The following is a 17,247-nucleotide window of genomic DNA, read 5'->3' on the forward strand; positions in this document are numbered from 1 at the left end:
AAGGACCGTGGCCGCTCGTCAACGAGTTCCTCGGCGGGGCGGTGACCTGCATGCGCCGATGACGAACGCGTCTTTCCGGTCCGTCTCCACCCGGCCGGACGCGACACGCGCCGTGGGCCGAGCGACTCGCTCGGCCCACGGCGCGTGTTCCTGCTCTGGGTGACTCCGGTCAGGCCTTGTCCTGCATGGAACTGCGTGCGGGGTTGCCCTGTTCGGCGGCCTTGGGGTCCTTCTCGTCGCCCTTGGCCCGTACGCCGTCGGCGATGCGCTTGCCGATCGTCTCGTCGATGTTCGACCAGTACGTGAAGGCGCGCTGGAGGACCGGGTCGGTGACGCCGTTGAGGAGATGCCCGACGACGTTGTCGACCAGACGGTCGCGAGCGGCGTCGTCCAGTACCTCCCGCACCATCGTGCCGGGCTGCCCCCAGTCGTCGTCCTCGGGGTGGGACACGTAGGCGGCGCGGGTGATCTCGCCGTCGGCCGCCCAGGTGGGCGGCGGGCCGAACCGGGCCGGGTCCGCCGCCGGGCCGCCCTTGGAGTTCGGGGCGTACACCGGATCAGACGTCTTCCGGTAGGCCATCGCCCCGTCCTTGGAGTACGTGTGGACGTCGACGACGGGCGCGTTCACCGGGAGCTGCTGGTAGTTGGCGCCGATCCGGTGCCGGTGGGCGTCCGCGTAGGAGAACAGCCGGGCCAGCAGCATGCGGTCCGGGCTGGGCCCGATGCCGGGGACGAAGTTGTTCGGCTGGAACGCCGCCTGCTCGATCTCGGCGTGGTTGTCGGTCGGATTGCGGTCCAGGGTCATCCGGCCGACCGGGACGAGCGGATAGTCACCGTGCGGCCACACCTTGGTGAGGTCGAACGGGTTGAAGCGGTAGCCCGCGGCCTCCGCGTACGGCATGAGCTGCACGTACAGCGTCCAGCTGGGGAACTGGCCGTCACGGATGTGTTCGAAGAGGTCGCGCATGTGGTAATCCGTGTCGACGGCCGCCATCTGGTCGGCCTCGTGCTGGGTGAAGAACTCGATCCCCTGGTCGGTCTTGAAGTGGTACTTCACCCAGAACCGCTCGCCCTTGGCGTTGATCCACATGTAGGTGTGGGAGGTGTAGCCGTTCATGTGGCGCCAGGTCCGCGGGATGCCGCGGTCGCCCATCAGCCAGGTGACCTGGTGGGCGGACTCCGGGGAGAGCGTCCAGAAGTCCCACTGCATGTCGTGGTCGCGCAGGTTGTTGTCCGCGCGGCGCTTCTGGGACCGGATGAAGTGCTGGAACTTCATCGGATCCTTCACGAAGAACACCGGCGTGTTGTTGCCGACCATGTCGTAGTTGCCCTCGCTGGTGTAGAACTTCACCGCGAAGCCGCGAGGGTCGCGCCAGGTGTCCGGGCTGCCCCGCTCACCGGCGACCGTCGAGAAACGGATGACCAGGTCGGTACGGGTGCCGGGCTGGAAGAGGCCGGCCATGGTGTAGGCGCTGACGTCCTCGGTCACCTCGAAGTGACCGAACGCGCCGCTCCCCTTGGCATGCGGCTGGCGCTCGGGAATGCGTTCCCGGTTGAACTGTGCCATCTGCTCGATCAGATAGGCGTCCTGGAGCAGGACCGGCCCCCCGGGCCCCACGGTCAGCGAGTGCTCGTCACTCTCGACGGGGGCACCGGAGTCGGTGGTGGTGAGGGGTGGTTTCTCCGTCATGACTTTCGCCTTTCTCCGCACGCAGCAGTGTGGTGCCGGTCCTCGCGGTGTCCCGGGACCGGCCGGTGTACCCGTGGCCCGCCCCGGGACGGTGCCGTACGGATGTGCTCGCGTCCTTCGTTTCCGGGGTCTTCGGGCTCCGACTGAGCGGGTGACCCTGCCTGTGCGAGGCAAACACCGTGAGCCCGGTGCCCGAGGACTCGGGCCGGCGCGTCCTGGCCGGGCTCTCCGGCATCCAGCCTGGTCCCACCGGCCCGGAGCCGCCACTCGGGGACACGGGCCGGCCCGGCCACTTCGCCGACGCCCCCGGCGGGCCCGGCGAGCGCCTCATGCGGTCTGCTCGTGTCCGGTGAACATGTCGATCAGGCCGTGGGGCGAGTCGTCGCCGAACATGAGTTCGTGGAGCTGGACGGCTTCGACGGCCTCCTCGGCGCTGCGCGAGAACATGGCCCGCTCGTACGCCGTGAGCGCGGCCTCGGTGCCGTCCTGGTGCGCGGCGAGGACTTTGCCGAGTTCGGCGCCGTCGTACATGGCCAGGTTGGCGCCCTCGCCGTTCGGGATCATGAGGTGGGCGGCGTCGCCGAGCAGGGTCACTCCCGGCACCCGGTCCCACCGGTGCCCGACGGGCAGCGTGTGGAGGGGCCGCAGGACCGGCGCGGTCTCGCCGTCGGTGATCAGCGCGGTGAGCTCCGGTGCCCAGCCGTCGAACTCCGCCGCGATCCGCGCGGCCGCCCCTCCGGCGTCGGTGAAGTCGATGCCGGCGAACCAGTCCAGCGTCCTGCGGAGTGCCACATAGGTGTGCAGGGTCCCGCCGCTCTCCCGGTGGGCCTGGATCCCCTTCCCCGGCGCCAGCGCGAACATCGCCCCGCCGCCGACCGCCTTCGCGGTGGCCGGGTGCCGGGTGTCGGCGTCGAAGAGGTAGGTCTCGACGAACGACGTGCCGACGTACTCGGGCACCGCGTCGGACAGCAGTGGCCGGACCCGTGACCACGCGCCGTCCGCGCCGACCAGCAGGCTCGTGGTGACGGAGCCGCCGTCGGCGAAGGTCACCTCGTGGCGGCCGTCGCCGAGGGCACGGACCCCGCCGACCTTGTGGCCCCAGCGAACGGTGCCGGCGGGGAGCGAGTCGAGCAGGACCCGCCGCAGCTCGCCACGCAGCACCTCGGGGCGGCCCCCCGTACCGTCGTCGGGCTCGTCGACCAGCACCGTCCCGTCCGGGGCGAGGGCCCGGGTCGCCTCGCGGCCCTCCAGGACGAGAGCTCGGAACTCCTCGGTCAGGCCTGCCGCATCGAGGGCCGCCTGGCCGTTGTGCTCATGGATGTCGAGCATCCCGCCCTGCGTCCGTGCGGTCGCGGAGGCCTCCGCCTCGTACACCGTGGCCGGGATTCCGTGCACGTACAGGACGCGGGCGAGCGTGAGGCCGCCGAGTCCGGCGCCGATGATCGTGACGTGGGTGTGCATGATGGCTCTCCTTCACCACTCTGGTACGCCGTTCCATAATGGAACGACGCTCCATGCTGGAACGGCGTACCAGATGTGTCAAGATGGCGGCATGGCAACGCGGACGCGCCGGTCACAGCGGCGCACACAGGCGCTCTCGCGGGAACGCATCGTCGAGGCCGCCGTCGAACTGCTCGATGCGTCAGGCGAGAGCGGGCTGACGTTCCGGGCGCTCACAGAGCGCCTCGCCACCGGCCCCGGGGCGGTCTACTGGCACGTGGCCAACAAGGACGAGCTGCTCAGCGCCGCCACCGAAGGCGTCGTCGCCGCGGCCCTGGCCGCCGATCGCGCCGAACCCGCGGGCTCGCCGCAGGACGGGATCCGTGCCGTCGCCCTCGGCCTGTCGGGCGCGATCGAGGAACACCCGTGGCTGGCCACCCAGCTCGCCGTGCAGCTCGCCCGCGCCCCCTGGGGGACGGTGACAGCGCGGATCTTCGAAAGCATCGGCCGACAGGTCCGCGCCCTCGGCGTGCCCGAGAGCAGCTGGTTCACGGCGACCTCGGCGCTGTTGCACTACATCCTCGGCGCGGCCGGCCAGAACGCCGTGAACGCCGGCGCCCCCGGCCCCGACACGGACCGTGAGGAGTTCCTCGGCGCCGTCTCGACGGCATGGAAAGAGCTCGACCCCGACGACTACCCGTTCACCCGGGCCGTCGCGGACCACATGCGCGAGCACGACGACCGCGAGCAGTTCCTCGCCGGGATCGACTACGTCCTCACCGGCATCACCACCCTCCACCCGTCCGGCGGGCGGCGGGGCACCCCGCCGGTCTCGGGCGAAACCGGCTCGCCCTGATCACACCGCCCCCGACCCACACCCACAGAACAGACAGAACAGACAGAACAGACAGAACAGAAGGGGACCGGATACGGACGGCGCAGCCCGTATCCGGTCCCCTCTCGCATGGCCCGGTCGCCATGCCCCGGGCACCGTGGCTCAGCCCGGGTGCACGGTCCCCGCGTAGCGCTGTGCGAACCGCGTCCCGGTTCCCGCGGTGACCGTGATGTCGTACCGGCCCTCGTCGGTGTGCCAGGTCACCCGGGAGTGGCCGCCCGCCTTGACCCACACGGTCTGCTCCTTGCCGGCGAAGTCGTTCGGGGTGACCGTGAAGGCCGCCTCGGTACCGCCGGCGTTGCGCAGCTCCAGCTCGATCCCGGCGTCCTGGGCGCGTGCGGTGTGCGTCAGCGCCGCCGTGACGGAAGGCACCGCCACATCGGCCTGGCCGTCGCGCACGACCGTCCCGGCGAAGCGGCGGACGAACCCGTCCGCGCCGTGCACCGAGAAGTCGTAGCGGCCGTCGGTCGCGGCGGCGTACAGCGGGCGTCGCGATGGTCGGCACGGACCGGGAGCCTCCCGCCGGAGGCCGCTCGGCGGCACCGCGGCCGCCGGCCGGCTTCTGCCCCAGGTCGGGGCCGGCCGGGCGGAGGTTTCCCGGCGGCGTCCGCCTCCTGGTCGTGCGCCGCGGTGGCGCTCCAGCCGGCGAGGAGGGTGAGGGCGTCCTCGGCGGGTGTGCCGGGGCCGCGCTGTGGACGACGACGCTCAGGCCGCTCTCGTCGGGCAGGGCTATGGTCTCGTGGTCGAGTTCGAGTTCGCCGACCAGAAGAACCCCGTCGGCGAACTGGTCGTAGGGGTAGAGGCCCGCCTCGACGCGCAGCGCGCCCACGGTGAAGCGGGGCGCTGTAGGTGCGCGACGCAAGTCACGCAAAATGTTGCGTGACTTGCGTTCGCTTGCGGTCCGGTGACGCAAGCGCAGTGCGCAGATCCGAGTGGCAGGCCAGGTATCCGGTCCTGTGAAGTACGTCCAGGTGCTTGCACTTTGGCCGCCTGCGTCACGGAGTCATGAGCGCTTCTGGTGAAACTTGTGTCGTCCTGTCTGTGGACCGGTCCACAGCTCTCTGCAATATTTCGATGAAACAACGCAATAACCTGCGCGCTGCGTCATCGTGCCACCGCTCCGCAGAAACACCGCAGAGATCCGTCAGCCCCCGCACCTTTCTGCACCACTCCGCCAGGAACGAGCCGCCCTCGCCGCCCCCTCGGTGTGCGAGCCTCCGCAGAAAGCGACCCCGCATGACTCGACACAAGCCGAGATCCTGGAGACGGCGCGCAGCGACCGCTGTGCTCGCCTCCGCCGTGATGGTCCTGGGCCTGCCCGCCGTCGGCGCGCACGCGGCCGGCGGGCCCAACGCCGCCGCGGACGCCAGGACCAAGGCGGGCAGCGCCCGCGCCGCGCACGCGGCCGCCAATGTCACCGACGGCGACACCGACACCTACTGGCAGGCCGGGAAGAAGTCCGCCCAGTGGGTCCAGACCGACCTCGGACGGACCGAGCGCGTCCGCCAGGTCGTGCTGCGGCTGCCCGAGCAGTGGCAGACCCGCAAGCAGACGCTGGCCCTTCAGGGCAGCGCCGACGGCAAGAGCTTCGCCACGCTCAAGTCGTCGGCGCAGTACGTCTTCAGCCCGGGCAACGGCAACACGGTGAAGGTCTCCTTCCCGGCCACCCTCGCCCGGTACGTCCGGGCCGACTTCACCGCCAACTCGGTCGCCGCCACCGCGCAGCTCGCCGAGATGCAGGTCCTCACGACCGCCGCCTCGACCCCCAACCTCGCCCAGGGCAAGCCCTTCAGCGAGAGCGGCCACGCCGACGTCTACGGCGCGGCCAACGCCGGTGACGGCAACCGCAACACCTACTGGGAGAGCACGAACAACGCCTTCCCGCAGTGGCTCCAGGTCGACCTCGGCTCGTCGGTCCAGATCAACCAGGTGACGCTCCGGCTGCCCAGCGGCTGGCCCAGCCGCAGCCAGACCTTCAAGGTCCAGGGCTCGACCGACAACCAGAACTTCACCGACCTGACGGCTTCGAAGGCGTACACCTTCGACAGCTCCAACGACCAGTCGACGACCATCACCTTCGACACGACCACCAAGCGGTACGTGCGCGTGCTGTTCACCGCCAACAGCGGCTGGCCCGCCGGGCAGGCGTCCGAGCTGGAGGTGTACGGGCCGGCGACCGGCGACACCCAGGCGCCCACCGCTCCGTCCAACCTGAGCTACACCGAGCCCGCCACCGGCCAGATCAAGCTGACCTGGAGCGCGGCCACCGACGACACGGCCGTCACCGGCTACGACGTCTACGCCAACGGCCAGTTGCGGGCGAGCGTCGCCGGGAACGTCCTGACCTACACCGACACCCAGCCGGCCGGCAGCGACATCACCTACTTCGTGCGGGCCAAGGACGCGGCGGGCAACGTCTCCGCCAACAGCAACAGCGTCACCCGCAAGGGAGCGAGCGGCGACACCCAGGCCCCCACGGCGCCCGGCAACCTCGCCTTCACGCAGGCCGGCAGCGACGTGAAGCTCACCTGGCAGGCGTCGAGCGACAACGTCCAGGTCACCGGCTACGACATCTACGCCAACGACCAGCTCCTCAAGTCGGTGGCGGGCGACGTCACGACGTACACCGACACCCCGTCGGCGACGGCCACGGTCACCTACTACGTGAAGGCGAAGGACGCCGCCGGGAACGTGTCGGTGGCGAGCAACAGCGTCACCCGGGCCGGTAACGGCTCCGGCTCCGACCTCGCCCAGGGCAAGCCCATCGAGGCCTCCTCGTACACCTTCACCTACGTCGCGGCGAACGCCAACGACGGCCAGATCGGCACCTATTGGGAGAGCGCCGGCGGCGCCTACCCGGCCACCCTCACCACCAAGCTGGGTGCCAACGCCGACCTCGGCCAGGTCGTCGTCAAACTCAACCCGGACGCCGCCTGGTCCACCCGCACCCAGAACATCCAGGTCCTCGGACGCGACCAGGACGCCACGGCCTTCACCAGCCTCGCCGCGGCGAAGGACTACACGTTCAACCCGGCGACCGGCAACACGGTGACCATCCCGGTCTCCGGCGCCGCCGCCGACATCCAGCTCAAGTTCGCGTCCAACACCGGTGCCCCGGGCGCGCAGGTCGCCGAGGTGCAGGTGATCGGCACCCCGGCCGCCAACCCGGACCTCAAGGTCACCGGCATCACCAACTCGCCGGCCGCACCGGTCGAGTCGGACGCCATCAGCCTGACCGCGACCGTCACCAACAGCGGCAGCAAGGCGTCCAAGGCCACCGACCTCAACTTCACGCTGGGCGGCACGAAGGCCGCGACGGCGGACGTCCCGGCCCTCTCGGCCGGCCAGTCGACGACGGTCACCGCGAGCATCGGCAGCCGGGACGCGGGCAGTTACCCGGTCGGCGCCGAGGTGGACCCGTCGAACAAGGTCATCGAGCAGAACGAGGCGAACAACGTCTTCACCCGCTCCGACGCCCTGGTCGTCAAGCCGGTCTCCAGCTCCGACCTGGTCGCCGCACCGGTCGCCTGGACACCGTCCAGCGCCTCGGCGGGCGACGCGGTCGCCTTCACCGTCGCCATCAAGAACCAGGGCACGGTGGCCTCGGCCTCCGGCGCCCACGGCGTCACCCTGACGGTCCAGGACGCCAACGGCGCCACCGTCAAGACGCTCAGCGGCTCCTACACCGGCACGATCGCCTCCGGCCAGACGACCGCACCGATCGCCCTCGGCTCGTGGACGGCCGTCAACGGCAAGTACACCGTCAAGACGGTCATCGCCGACGACACCAACGAACTGCCGGTCAAGCGCACCAACAACACCACCACGCAGCCCCTGTTCGTCGGCCGCGGCGCGGACATGCCCTACGACATGTACGAGGCCGAGGACGGCACGGTCGGCGGCGGCGCCACGGTCGTCGGCCCGAACCGCACCATCGGCGACGTCGCCGGCGAGGCGAGCGGCCGCAAGGCGGTGACGCTGAACGGGACCGGCCAGTACGTCGAGTGGACCACCCGCGCGGCGACCAACACCCTGGTCACCCGCTTCTCCATCCCGGACGGCACCAACACCACCCTGAACGTCTACGTCGACGGCCAGTTCCTCAAGGCGATCGACCTCACCTCGAAGTACGCCTGGCTCTACGGCAACGAGACCTCGCCCGGCAACTCGCCCGGCTCCGGTGCCCAGCGACACATCTACGACGAGGCCAACCTGCTGCTCGGCAAGACCGTGCCGGCCGGCTCCAAGATCCGCCTCCAGAAGGACGCGGCCAACACCTCCACCTACGCCATCGACTTCATCAACCTCGAACAGGCGACGGAGATCCCGAACCCGGACCCGGCCGCCTACACGGTCCCGGCCGGCTTCACGCACCAGGACGTGCAGAACGCCCTCGACAAGGTCCGCATGGACACCACGGGCAAGCTCGTCGGCGTCTACCTGCCCGCCGGTGACTACGAGACCTCCAGCAAGTTCCAGGTCTACGGCAAGGCCGTCAAGGTCGTCGGAGCCGGACCGTGGTTCACCCGCTTCCGGGCCCCCTCCTCGCAGGAGAACACCGACGTGGGCTTCCGCGCCGAGTCCAGCGCGAACGGTTCGACCTTCTCCGGCTTCGCCTACTTCGGCAACTACACGTCCCGGATCGACGGCCCGGGCAAGGTGTTCGACTTCTCCAACGTCTCGAACATCACCATCGACAACATCTGGGCCGAGCACATGGTGTGCCTCTACTGGGGCGCCAACACCGACAACATGACCATCGAGAACTCCCGCATCCGTGACACGTTCGCCGACGGCATCAACATGACGAACGGCTCCACGGACAACCACGTGGTCAACAACGACGCCCGCGCCACGGGCGACGACAGCTTCGCGCTCTTCTCGGCGATCGACGCCGGCGGCGCCGACGAGAAGAACAACCTGTACGAGAACCTGACGTCCACCCTCACCTGGCGCGCGGCCGGCATCGCCGTCTACGGCGGCTACAACAACACCTTCCGCAACATCCGTGTCGCCGACACCCTCGTCTACTCCGGCATCACGATTTCCTCGCTGGACTTCGGCTACCCGATGAACGGCTTCGGGACCGATCCGACGACGATCGAGAACGTCTCCCTGGACAGAACGGGCGGCCACTTCTGGGGCTCGCAGGTCTTCCCCGCCATCTGGGCGTTCTCCGCCTCGAAGGTCTTCCAGGGCATCAGGGTCAACGACGTCGACATCGACGACTCCACCTACGGAGGCGTGATGTTCCAGACCAACTACGTCGGCGGCCAGCCGCAGTTCCCGGTGAAGGACACCATCTTCACCGACGTCTCCATCACCAACTCCAAGAAGAGCGGAGACGCCTTCGACGCCAAGTCGGGCTTCGGTATCTGGGCCAACGAACTGCCCGAGCCCGGCCAGGGCCCGGCCGTCGGCGAGGCCACCTTCCGCAACCTGCGGATGAGCGGCAACGCCCAGGACATCAAGAACACGACCAGCACATTCAAGATCAACATCGAGTAGGTTCCGAAGGGCGGTGAACGGAAGGGGCGTCCCCTGGCGGGGCGCCCCTTCCCGCCGTTGTCCGACGGGCCCGGCACTACTGGGGCGAGTGGTGTGGCGGCGGGCCGGTGAGCAGGTGGTGCTCGTGGGATTCGTAACGGCTGCGTTCCCGGGCGGTGGCCCGTCGCCCGGCCAGGACGGTGGTGAGCCAGCCGGCCAGGAAGCCCGCGGGTACGGAGACGAGGGCGGTCGTGTTGTACGGGAACCAGGCGAAGTCGGCGTCCGGGAAGGCGGACAGCGGTGTCCCGGAGACCAGCGTGGTGCCGGGGGCCAGGGCCAGGACGCTCAGGGTGCCCACGATGAGGGTGGCCAGGAGTGCCGTGCGTGTGTAGCGGCGCCAGAAGAGGGTGTAGAGCAGTGTGGGGGCGATGGCCGAGGCGCCGAGGGTGAAGGAGACGGTCGCCAGCGGCTGAAGGCTGCGGTGCTGGGCGAGGACGGCGAGCAGGATGGTGGGGATGCCCACGGCCAGGGCGCTGAACCGGGCGAGGGCGAGTTCCCGGGCCGGGGCCGGGGGAGTCGCACGGGACGCCGTCAGGTCGTGGGCGAGGGTGTTGGCGCAGGCGAGCGTCATGCTGGCGACGGAGGCGAGGAGGGTGAGGAAGACAGCGGTGGTGACGGTGGCGAAGAGCAGGCTCTCCGGCCGGGACAGACTGGTTCCGAACGCGGCGCGGGCGCCCAGGAGATATGCGGTCGTGCCGTGGGCGTCGGCGGCGGCGATGCGGTCGTGACCGACGAGCGCGGCCGCACCCGTGCAGATCAACGTGAGCATCAGGATGAACAGGGTCACCGAGGAGACCGCCCAGGACATCGCACGACGGACCTGACGCGGGGTGCCGGCGGTGTACATCCGCATGGTGACATGCGGCAGGCAGGCACCGCCGAGCACGATCGCGCACTGGGTGCTGGCCATGTCCAGGGCGGGATGCGGGCTGCTGGAGTACTGCAGCCCCCACCTCAGGTAGGCGGGCCCCGCCCCGCTCTGCCCGGCCGCCGCGTGGAACAGGGCCTGGGGCTGCCAGCCGAACATGCGCAGGATCAGGACGCTCACGACCAGCCCGGAGCCGAGCAGCACCACGGTCTTGATGATCTGGACGAGCGCGGTGCCGGGCATCCCGCCGAGCGCCGCATAGGTGATCATGAGGACTCCGGCACCGGCCACGCAGCCGTTCTTCATGCCGGGATCGGTGAACCCCAGGACGTACGCCAGGAGTTCACCGACACCGGCCAGCTGCACGACCATCATCGGGACGAGCGCGGCCAGGGTGACCAGACAGGCCGTGACGCGCACGGACCGCGCCGGATGACGCCGGGCCAGCGCGTCGCCCATGGTGTAGCGGCCGGTGTTGTGAAGCGGTTCGGCCAGCAGGAACATCAGCAACAGCAGGGACAGCAACGCGCTCAGGGCCAGGACGATGCCGTCGTAGCCGCACAGGGCGATGATCCCGCCGATGGTGAGGACGGTGGCGGCGGAGATGTAGTCACCGGCGACGGCCAGCCCGTTGCGGATCGGCGAGAGGGACCGGTAACCGGTGTAGAACTCGGCGAGGTCGTCCGCCTCCGGGCCGGTGAGCACGCACAGCAGCAGGGTGAGGGCGACGACCGAGCAGAACGCGACGAGGGACCAGGACTGGGCGGAGCCGCTGAACTCGGTCATGGCGTCCGCTCCCGGTCCGCGACGGCCACGCGCGTCTGGCGGCGGGCGTGGCGCGCCAGGGGATCCACGAAGCGGTGCGCGGTGACCTCGTAGAGGAGGACCGCGAGCCAGGTGACGGGGATCTGGACGAGGCCGAGGACCAGCCCGGTGGGCAGCCCGCCGGGGCCGGGGTGGGCCATCAGGGAGGGCGCCTTGACGGTCAGGGTCAGGAAGGCGGCGAAGTAGCCGAGCGCGGTGAAGGTCGCCACGCGCCGCTGCCAGCGGTACGCCCGCCGCAGCAGGCGCAGGGTGCGGTGGGCACCGGAGTGAGCGTCCGGCGGACGGACCCCGGAGGGCTCGTCCTGGCCGGTCGACCATGCGGGGGAAGGGCGGTCGTACAGGGGCCGCTCGTACGAGGGGCGGTGGTGCGGGGAGTGGTCGTACGAGGGTGGGTGGTGCGGGGAGTGGTCGTACGGGGAGTGGTCGTTCGGGGACAGGTCCGAGGGTAACTCGGGGGAATCATGGGACATTTCGGCAACTCCTCGAAGGGGACCCGGCCCCGCGTGTGGCGGACCGCGTGCGGGGAGAGCGGTTCGGATGACCGCACGCCGTGCGGCTCGAAGATGGTGCGAAACTGTTGGCGCCGGTCGTCCGGGACGACGTCTTGTACGTCGCGATCGTGTGAGCGCAGGGCGCCATGGTCTCCGGCGTGGGCGTGGTCCGCCAGAGGTGCGGCCGGGGTCGGCGGGAGCGGTCCGCGGTGTGCGGAGCTGACCGTGGGATCTCTGCCCAGGAGTGCTGAAGCACTAACGGAGCGCGAGGTGGCGCGATTGCTTCGAAGAGTGCGCCGTCGCACACCTCACGAGCCCCAGGGCACCCACCGGTTCGCCCCCGATCAGGCGCCACCGACACGTCCCGACCGCCGTGCCCCGCACACGCTCCCGGTCGGCAGGTGTCGGCGGGTGTCGGCGGGTCGTGGCGAGTTCGCCGCTGAGGTTACGGCGCACCGGACTCCCGGGCCCCTCTGACAGGCGCTCCTCCGGCGCGGAAGGCGGCGTCCGGTTCCCGCCAGCGTCCCGCGCCGGTCCGCGTCACGCTGAACTCATGACTCACATCTTCCCTCCCCTCCCCATCTCCGCCGCGGCCCTCAAGGAACTCCGCTTCCATGACGACGCCGGGAATCCGCCACGCCCGTACACGGACGACGAGGGCGACGCGCCTCTGCGCTGTTGCCTGCGGTCCAGTACCCGGGGAGAGCGGATCGCCCTGGTCTCCTACGCTCCGCTGCGCCGGTGGGCGGCGCAGACGGACGCCGACCCCGGGGCCTACGACGAACAGGGGCCGGTCTTCATCCACGCCGAGGACTGCGGTGGCCCGTCCGGGGAAAACCCCGACTACCCCTGGACGCGCCCCGGTGCCCTGCGCGTCCTGCGCCGCTACGACAGCCGAGGCCACATCACAGGCGGCCGCATGCTGGAGCTTCCCCACGATTCCCGCGCGGCTTTCGAACACGCACTGGCCGAGGCGTTCGCCGACCCCGAGACCGCCCAGGTACACGTCCGCGCCGTCGAATACGGCTGCTACCACTTCCGCGTGGACCGCCCCTGACGGAATGGGAGAGACCACCACTGTCGGCGGCCCGCCCACGGCGACCGGGTACGGATCGTCGCCACCCGGCACCGGGGCAGGCCCGACCTGACCGCCCTGGCATCGGCGCTCGCCCCCCGGCACCCTGGTGTACGCGTGCGGCCCCGCGCCGATGCTCGACGCGGCAGGCACCGTGTTCGGCACCGAACCACTACGCACCGAACGCCCCCACCCGACGCCCAGGACTACGTCCCCGACCCACACCTCGAAACCGTGTGCGGCCGCCCACGTGCCCGTACTTGAGGGATACGGACGACACCGTCAAGGTCTCGATCGACCCTTGTGGTAGCTTCGGCACCGCCGTGCGTCCGTCGCGAACTGAGGAGGTGAGACCGATCAACACTGTGACAGGTCGGGCCTCCCTCCCTCGCATGGCCTGAGGAGTGCCCGCAGAAGGCATCCCGAAGGGCTTGAAACGCTATGCGCTTCACCTCTGAGACGTCCTCCGACGGCGTCCGCGAACAGCTTTTTGTCCTCGACGGCATTCCCGGCGTTCTGTGGACGCCGGAAGGCGCTGCCGGCACCCGTCCCCTCATCGTGATGGGACACGGCGGCGGTCAGCACAAGAAGGCGCCCGACATCATGGACCGTGCGCGCCGCTCTGTGACCGAGTGCGGGTTCGCGGCGATGGCGGTCGACGTCCCTGGCCATGGCGATCGGCCGCTGGACGAGAAGTACAACCGGATCGCGACCGAGAACCAGGCACGTGCGGCGGCCGGGGAAGAACTCGCGCCGCTGATCGCCGGATTCCAGGCGCTCGTGGCCCGCCAGACCGTTCCGGAATGGCGGGCGGTTCTGGAAGCGGTCCGACAACTCGATCACGTGGGCGACGGCCCGGTGGGCTACTGGGGCGTCTCGCTGGGATGCGGACTCGGCGTTCCCTTCGTTGCCGCCGAACCCCGTGTACGCGCCGCTGTGTTGGGCCTTGGCGGAGCCTTGGCCTCGGGCGAGGACGCCGCACGGATCACCGTTCCGGTGGAGTTCCTGGTGCAGTGGGACGACGAGCGTGTGCCGCGTGAGCAGTGCCTGGCGCTGTTCGACGCCTTCGCCTCGACCGAGAAGACGCTGCACGCCAACCCCGGGAAACACGGAGACCTGCCGGCATTCGAACAGGACAGCACACTGAGATTCTTCTCCCGGCACCTCGCCTGACAACGGGTCCCGGGTCTCGGCGCCGACCGTCCTCGCGTTAGCCCGCAACGGGAGCGGAGCCGAAGGAGGCGAATGCCGTGCGCCGAGGGCGGCCGTGTGGGAGCCTGACTCAGTCCGGGTCCACCGCTTTCCCCCGTAGCGGGTGGGCCCGGACTCGTCTCGGGGTGACTCTTGCCCCCACGCGCCCCGGGCTGGGCCCGGCGCCAGAGACTCGCGCGCCCTCTGAGGCCCGATCGAATCGTGTTCCGCCGAGGGGACGTTGCCATGTCCGGCACGGCGGATGAGACCGAGTTCTCCGCGCCGGAGCGGCGCACTACCGGGGGTTCGTCACAGCCTCTGGTGTTTCCGTGGAAGCAGGGTGGTCTTGTGTCGCGTGGCGGGCTGCCGGCGTTCAGCGGCCGTGCGGGGCCAGGGTCTGGCCGAAGCGGGCGTCGGGGTCGGGGGCGTGCAGTGTGCCCCCGTTGAAGGACCACGAGCGGTTGAGGGAGGGTCCGTCGCTGGTGGCGGGGAAGACCCAGACCCCGCCGTTGCCGCCGTCCTCGCCGGGAGCGCCGGCGACCAGGCTGGCCCTGTTGTCGCGGTCGGCGTCGATGAGCCGTACCGCGCCGCCGAACTGGTCACCGCTCTCCGGGATGCTGGGGACGGCCCGGGGGCTCTGGCTCAGCACGCGGATGTTCTTGGTGGTCAGGCCGGACGCGGAACCGCGCATGACCCAGACGGTGCCGGCGTCGACGGCGCTGCCGATGTCGTTGCCCGGTGCGCCGATCGCCACGTCGTCGTAGCCGTCGCCGTCGACGTCCCGGACGCTGAGGGCGCCGCCGAAGCGGTCACCGGGCCTGTTGACGCCCGGAACGCCCGGCGAGTTCTGCGTCCAGAACTGACGGTTGTATCCGCCGCCCGGGCTGCCCGGGCCGGAGGGTCCGCCGAAGTGGACGAAGAAGACACCGGCGCTGGTCAGGTTGCCCTGTGAGTCCCGTTCGTCGGGTGCTCCCACCACGACGTCGGCGTAACCGTCCTTGTTCACGTCCCCCGAGGCTCCGACCTGGCCGCCGCCGGACAGTTCGTAGCGGTCCGCCCACCCGCCACGCCCGCCGGACACGTACATGGCCCTGCCGTACACGCCGGCTGTGTCGTAGCTCCCGTTGCCGAGGATGACGAGGTCGTCCGCGCGGTCCTTGTTGTAGTCGCCCATGGTGAGGGCGGTGGGACGGAAATCCGAGGGCACGAACATCGACAGGGGGCTGTAGTCCGTTTCCATCCGGCGGCCGGTGGAAGTGATCTCGAAGCCGAAGGACCACAGGGTGTCCTTCGACAGGATGGCCACCGACGAGTCGTCCACCTTGAACCAGCCGGCGGCCAGGGCCGCCCCGAAGCGGTTGCCCGCCACCGGGGTGATCTCCTGCAGCCCTCTGCTGCCGGTGGCGTGCAGCCCGGTGGGCGAGCCGAACAGGACGGTGGCCGAGCCCGCGTCGACGGCCGCACCGATGTCCTTGCCGGGCGTGCCGACGATCAGGTCGTCGTAGCCGTCCCGGTCGAGATCGGCCGTGGCCGTGGCCTGCCCGAAGTGGTCGTCGGTCTGGGCGAGGCCCACCACACCGGGGGTGCTCATACTGAACGTCGCCCGGTGCGCGGTCGACAGGCCGCTCGCGGAGCCGTACAGCACGGCGACGTAGCCGGCGCCCTTCTTCCCGCTGACGGTCCCGCCGGGGGCCGAGACCACGAGGTCGCGGTAGCCGTCGTTGTTGAAGTCGTCGTGTGTGATGGGTGCGGGAGCGGCGTCGGCGGACGGGGCCGTCGCCGTGATGGTGGCGCCGATCATCAGCAGCAGTGTTGCGGCGGTGGCGGTCGCGTGGCGCGGCCGACCGGCGTTGGAGGATCTGTTGTGGCGCACGGTGAGGCTCCCGGGATCGCTGCGAGGCCGGACACGGGCGGGGCCGGGCCGCGGAGGCCCGCTGCCCGCCGCCGAATAGGGGACCCGTCAGCGGGCTGAAGGGTTGTGCGAGGTCGGCCGTCGCCGACCGGCGCGACACCTCCCGACACGAGTTCGTCGCGGTAGGCCCCCTGATCCAGGGTGTAGGCGGCTTGGCCGGGTCCTCCCCGCAAGGGGCCGGGATGAGCGGCCTACAACGGGCAGCGGTACGCCTTGGCCCTCTTTGGCCCTTGAGGCCCGCTCTGAGACCGGCGCCGCTGTCCACTCGGTGGGTTCCGTGGCGGTGACGTGGGTGTCGGGCCATGCCGGTAGTGAGCCTGGCCCTGAGAGGCCTCCCGCTAGAGCGGCTAGGCCCGGCACCTCCGTGATCACTCGAAACTCACGGCGGCCGGCCAGACGTTGACCGTCACGGCGCGAGCCCACTCCAGGGTCGACCTCTTTCCCAGCCGCGAGCCTGTGAGCTCTGCAGACAGATCGAGTCCCTGGGGTGCGCTGGTGTCACGAACGGCTACTGAGATGGCGGACCGAGAGTCCTGGGATTAGGGCGCCGCGTGACCCGCACGCGCTCGTGACCTGCACAAATAAGCGGACCTGAGGAGGATGGCTTGACCGTGTTCTGCGGCATCGACTGGGCGGGGCGCCACCAGGACGTCGCCGTCGTCGACGACACCGGCACCCTGCTCGCCAAGGCACGCATCAGCGATGACGCGGCCGGCTACAGCAAGCTCCTGGACCTCCTGGCCGAACACGGCGACAGCCCGGAGACCCCCATAGCCGTGGCCATCGAGACCAGCCGCGGCCTGCTCGTGGCCCCCTGCGCACCGGCAGCCGTAAGGTCTTCGCGATCAACCCGCTCGCCGCCTCCCGCCTACCGCGACCGGCACGGCGTCAGCCGCAAGAAGTCCGACCCCGGCGACGCCCTGGTCCTGGCCAACATCCTGCGCACCGACACGCACGCCCACCGCCCGCTGCCCGCCGACAGCGAACTCGCCCAGGCCATCACCGTGCTGGCCCGCGCTCAGCAGGACGCCTTCTGGAGTCGCCAGCAGGTCGCCAACCAGGTCCGCTCACTTCTGCGCGAGTACTACCCCGCCGCCCTGCACGCCTTCCAGGGCAAGGAAGGCGGCCTGACCAGGGCAGACGCCCGGACGATCCTCACCCTCGCTCCAACCCCGGCGAAGGCCGCGAAACTCACCCCCGCCCAGCTGCGCGCCGCCTTCAAGCGCAGCGGCCGCACCCGCGCCTTCTCCACCGAGACCGCACGCCTGCGGGACATCTTCCGCTCCCAGTACGCCCGGTAGCTCCCGGCCGTC

General features: G+C 70.3%; 12 protein-coding genes. 6 read left to right on the forward strand and 6 right to left on the reverse strand.

Annotated elements, in window-relative coordinates:
* Positions 1 to 169: 169 nt before the first annotated feature.
* Both ACZ5K7_RS33715 and ACZ5K7_RS33720 read right to left on the reverse strand, forming a co-directional pair.
* Positions 170 to 1,690, reverse strand: a complete 1,521-nt coding sequence (locus ACZ5K7_RS33715) for a catalase (RefSeq protein WP_351710760.1) — start codon at positions 1,688 to 1,690, stop codon at positions 170 to 172.
* A 327-nt stretch (positions 1,691 to 2,017) separates the two neighbouring features.
* Positions 2,018 to 3,151: an FAD-dependent oxidoreductase gene (locus ACZ5K7_RS33720; RefSeq protein WP_468919382.1), complete on the reverse strand. Its 1,134-nt coding sequence runs from the start codon at positions 3,149 to 3,151 to the stop codon at positions 2,018 to 2,020.
* A gap of 91 nt (positions 3,152 to 3,242) precedes the next feature.
* On the opposite strand from ACZ5K7_RS33720, the gene ACZ5K7_RS33725 reads away from it, so the two are divergent.
* Positions 3,243 to 3,986 carry a TetR family transcriptional regulator gene (locus ACZ5K7_RS33725; RefSeq protein WP_468919385.1) on the forward strand — a complete coding sequence of 248 codons (744 nt, stop codon included), beginning with the start codon at positions 3,243 to 3,245 and terminating at the stop codon, positions 3,984 to 3,986.
* A 141-nt stretch (positions 3,987 to 4,127) separates the two neighbouring features.
* Here ACZ5K7_RS33725 and ACZ5K7_RS33730 read toward each other — a convergent pair whose 3' ends face one another.
* Positions 4,128 to 4,568 (reverse strand): phospholipase domain-containing protein, encoded by a 441-nt coding sequence (locus tag ACZ5K7_RS33730; protein WP_468919388.1) that lies wholly within the window; start codon positions 4,566 to 4,568, stop codon positions 4,128 to 4,130.
* A gap of 148 nt (positions 4,569 to 4,716) precedes the next feature.
* On the opposite strand from ACZ5K7_RS33730, the gene ACZ5K7_RS33735 reads away from it, so the two are divergent.
* A complete protein-coding gene (locus ACZ5K7_RS33735; RefSeq protein WP_468919391.1) occupies positions 4,717 to 4,908 on the forward strand; it encodes a hypothetical protein in 192 nt (63 codons plus the stop codon).
* 353 nt (positions 4,909 to 5,261) lie between these two features.
* Positions 5,262 to 9,533, forward strand: coding sequence for a discoidin domain-containing protein (locus tag ACZ5K7_RS33740; protein WP_468919394.1), 4,272 nt, complete (start codon positions 5,262 to 5,264; stop codon positions 9,531 to 9,533).
* Between the two features lie 76 nt (positions 9,534 to 9,609).
* Here the strand turns inward: ACZ5K7_RS33740 and ACZ5K7_RS33745 are convergent, their stop codons facing one another.
* Positions 9,610 to 11,226: a sodium/solute symporter gene (locus tag ACZ5K7_RS33745; protein ID WP_468919397.1), complete on the reverse strand. Its 1,617-nt coding sequence runs from the start codon at positions 11,224 to 11,226 to the stop codon at positions 9,610 to 9,612.
* Positions 11,223 to 11,735, reverse strand: coding sequence for a DUF485 domain-containing protein (locus ACZ5K7_RS33750; RefSeq protein WP_468919400.1), 513 nt, complete (start codon positions 11,733 to 11,735; stop codon positions 11,223 to 11,225). The genes ACZ5K7_RS33745 and ACZ5K7_RS33750 overlap by 4 nt, the downstream gene beginning before the upstream one ends.
* 574 nt (positions 11,736 to 12,309) lie before the next feature.
* On the opposite strand from ACZ5K7_RS33750, the gene ACZ5K7_RS33755 reads away from it, so the two are divergent.
* Together ACZ5K7_RS33755 and ACZ5K7_RS33760 are read left to right on the forward strand one after the other, a co-directional pair.
* Positions 12,310 to 12,813, forward strand: a complete 504-nt coding sequence (locus ACZ5K7_RS33755; protein WP_468919403.1) for a DUF1203 domain-containing protein — start codon at positions 12,310 to 12,312, stop codon at positions 12,811 to 12,813.
* Between the two features lie 459 nt (positions 12,814 to 13,272).
* Positions 13,273 to 14,004, forward strand: a complete 732-nt coding sequence (locus ACZ5K7_RS33760) for a dienelactone hydrolase family protein (RefSeq protein ID WP_468919406.1) — start codon at positions 13,273 to 13,275, stop codon at positions 14,002 to 14,004.
* A gap of 391 nt (positions 14,005 to 14,395) precedes the next feature.
* On the opposite strand, the gene ACZ5K7_RS33765 is transcribed toward ACZ5K7_RS33760, so the two are convergent.
* Complete coding sequence (locus tag ACZ5K7_RS33765; protein WP_468919409.1) at positions 14,396 to 15,895, reverse strand: hypothetical protein; 1,500 nt, start codon at positions 15,893 to 15,895, stop codon at positions 14,396 to 14,398.
* A gap of 650 nt (positions 15,896 to 16,545) precedes the next feature.
* Here ACZ5K7_RS33765 and ACZ5K7_RS33770 point away from each other — a divergent pair.
* Entirely contained in the window at positions 16,546 to 17,235 is a 690-nt protein-coding gene (locus ACZ5K7_RS33770) for an IS110 family transposase (RefSeq protein WP_468919718.1), read from the forward strand.
* Positions 17,236 to 17,247 lie beyond the last annotated feature (12 nt).

Source organism: Streptomyces sp. NPDC031497 (genome assembly GCF_055580905.1).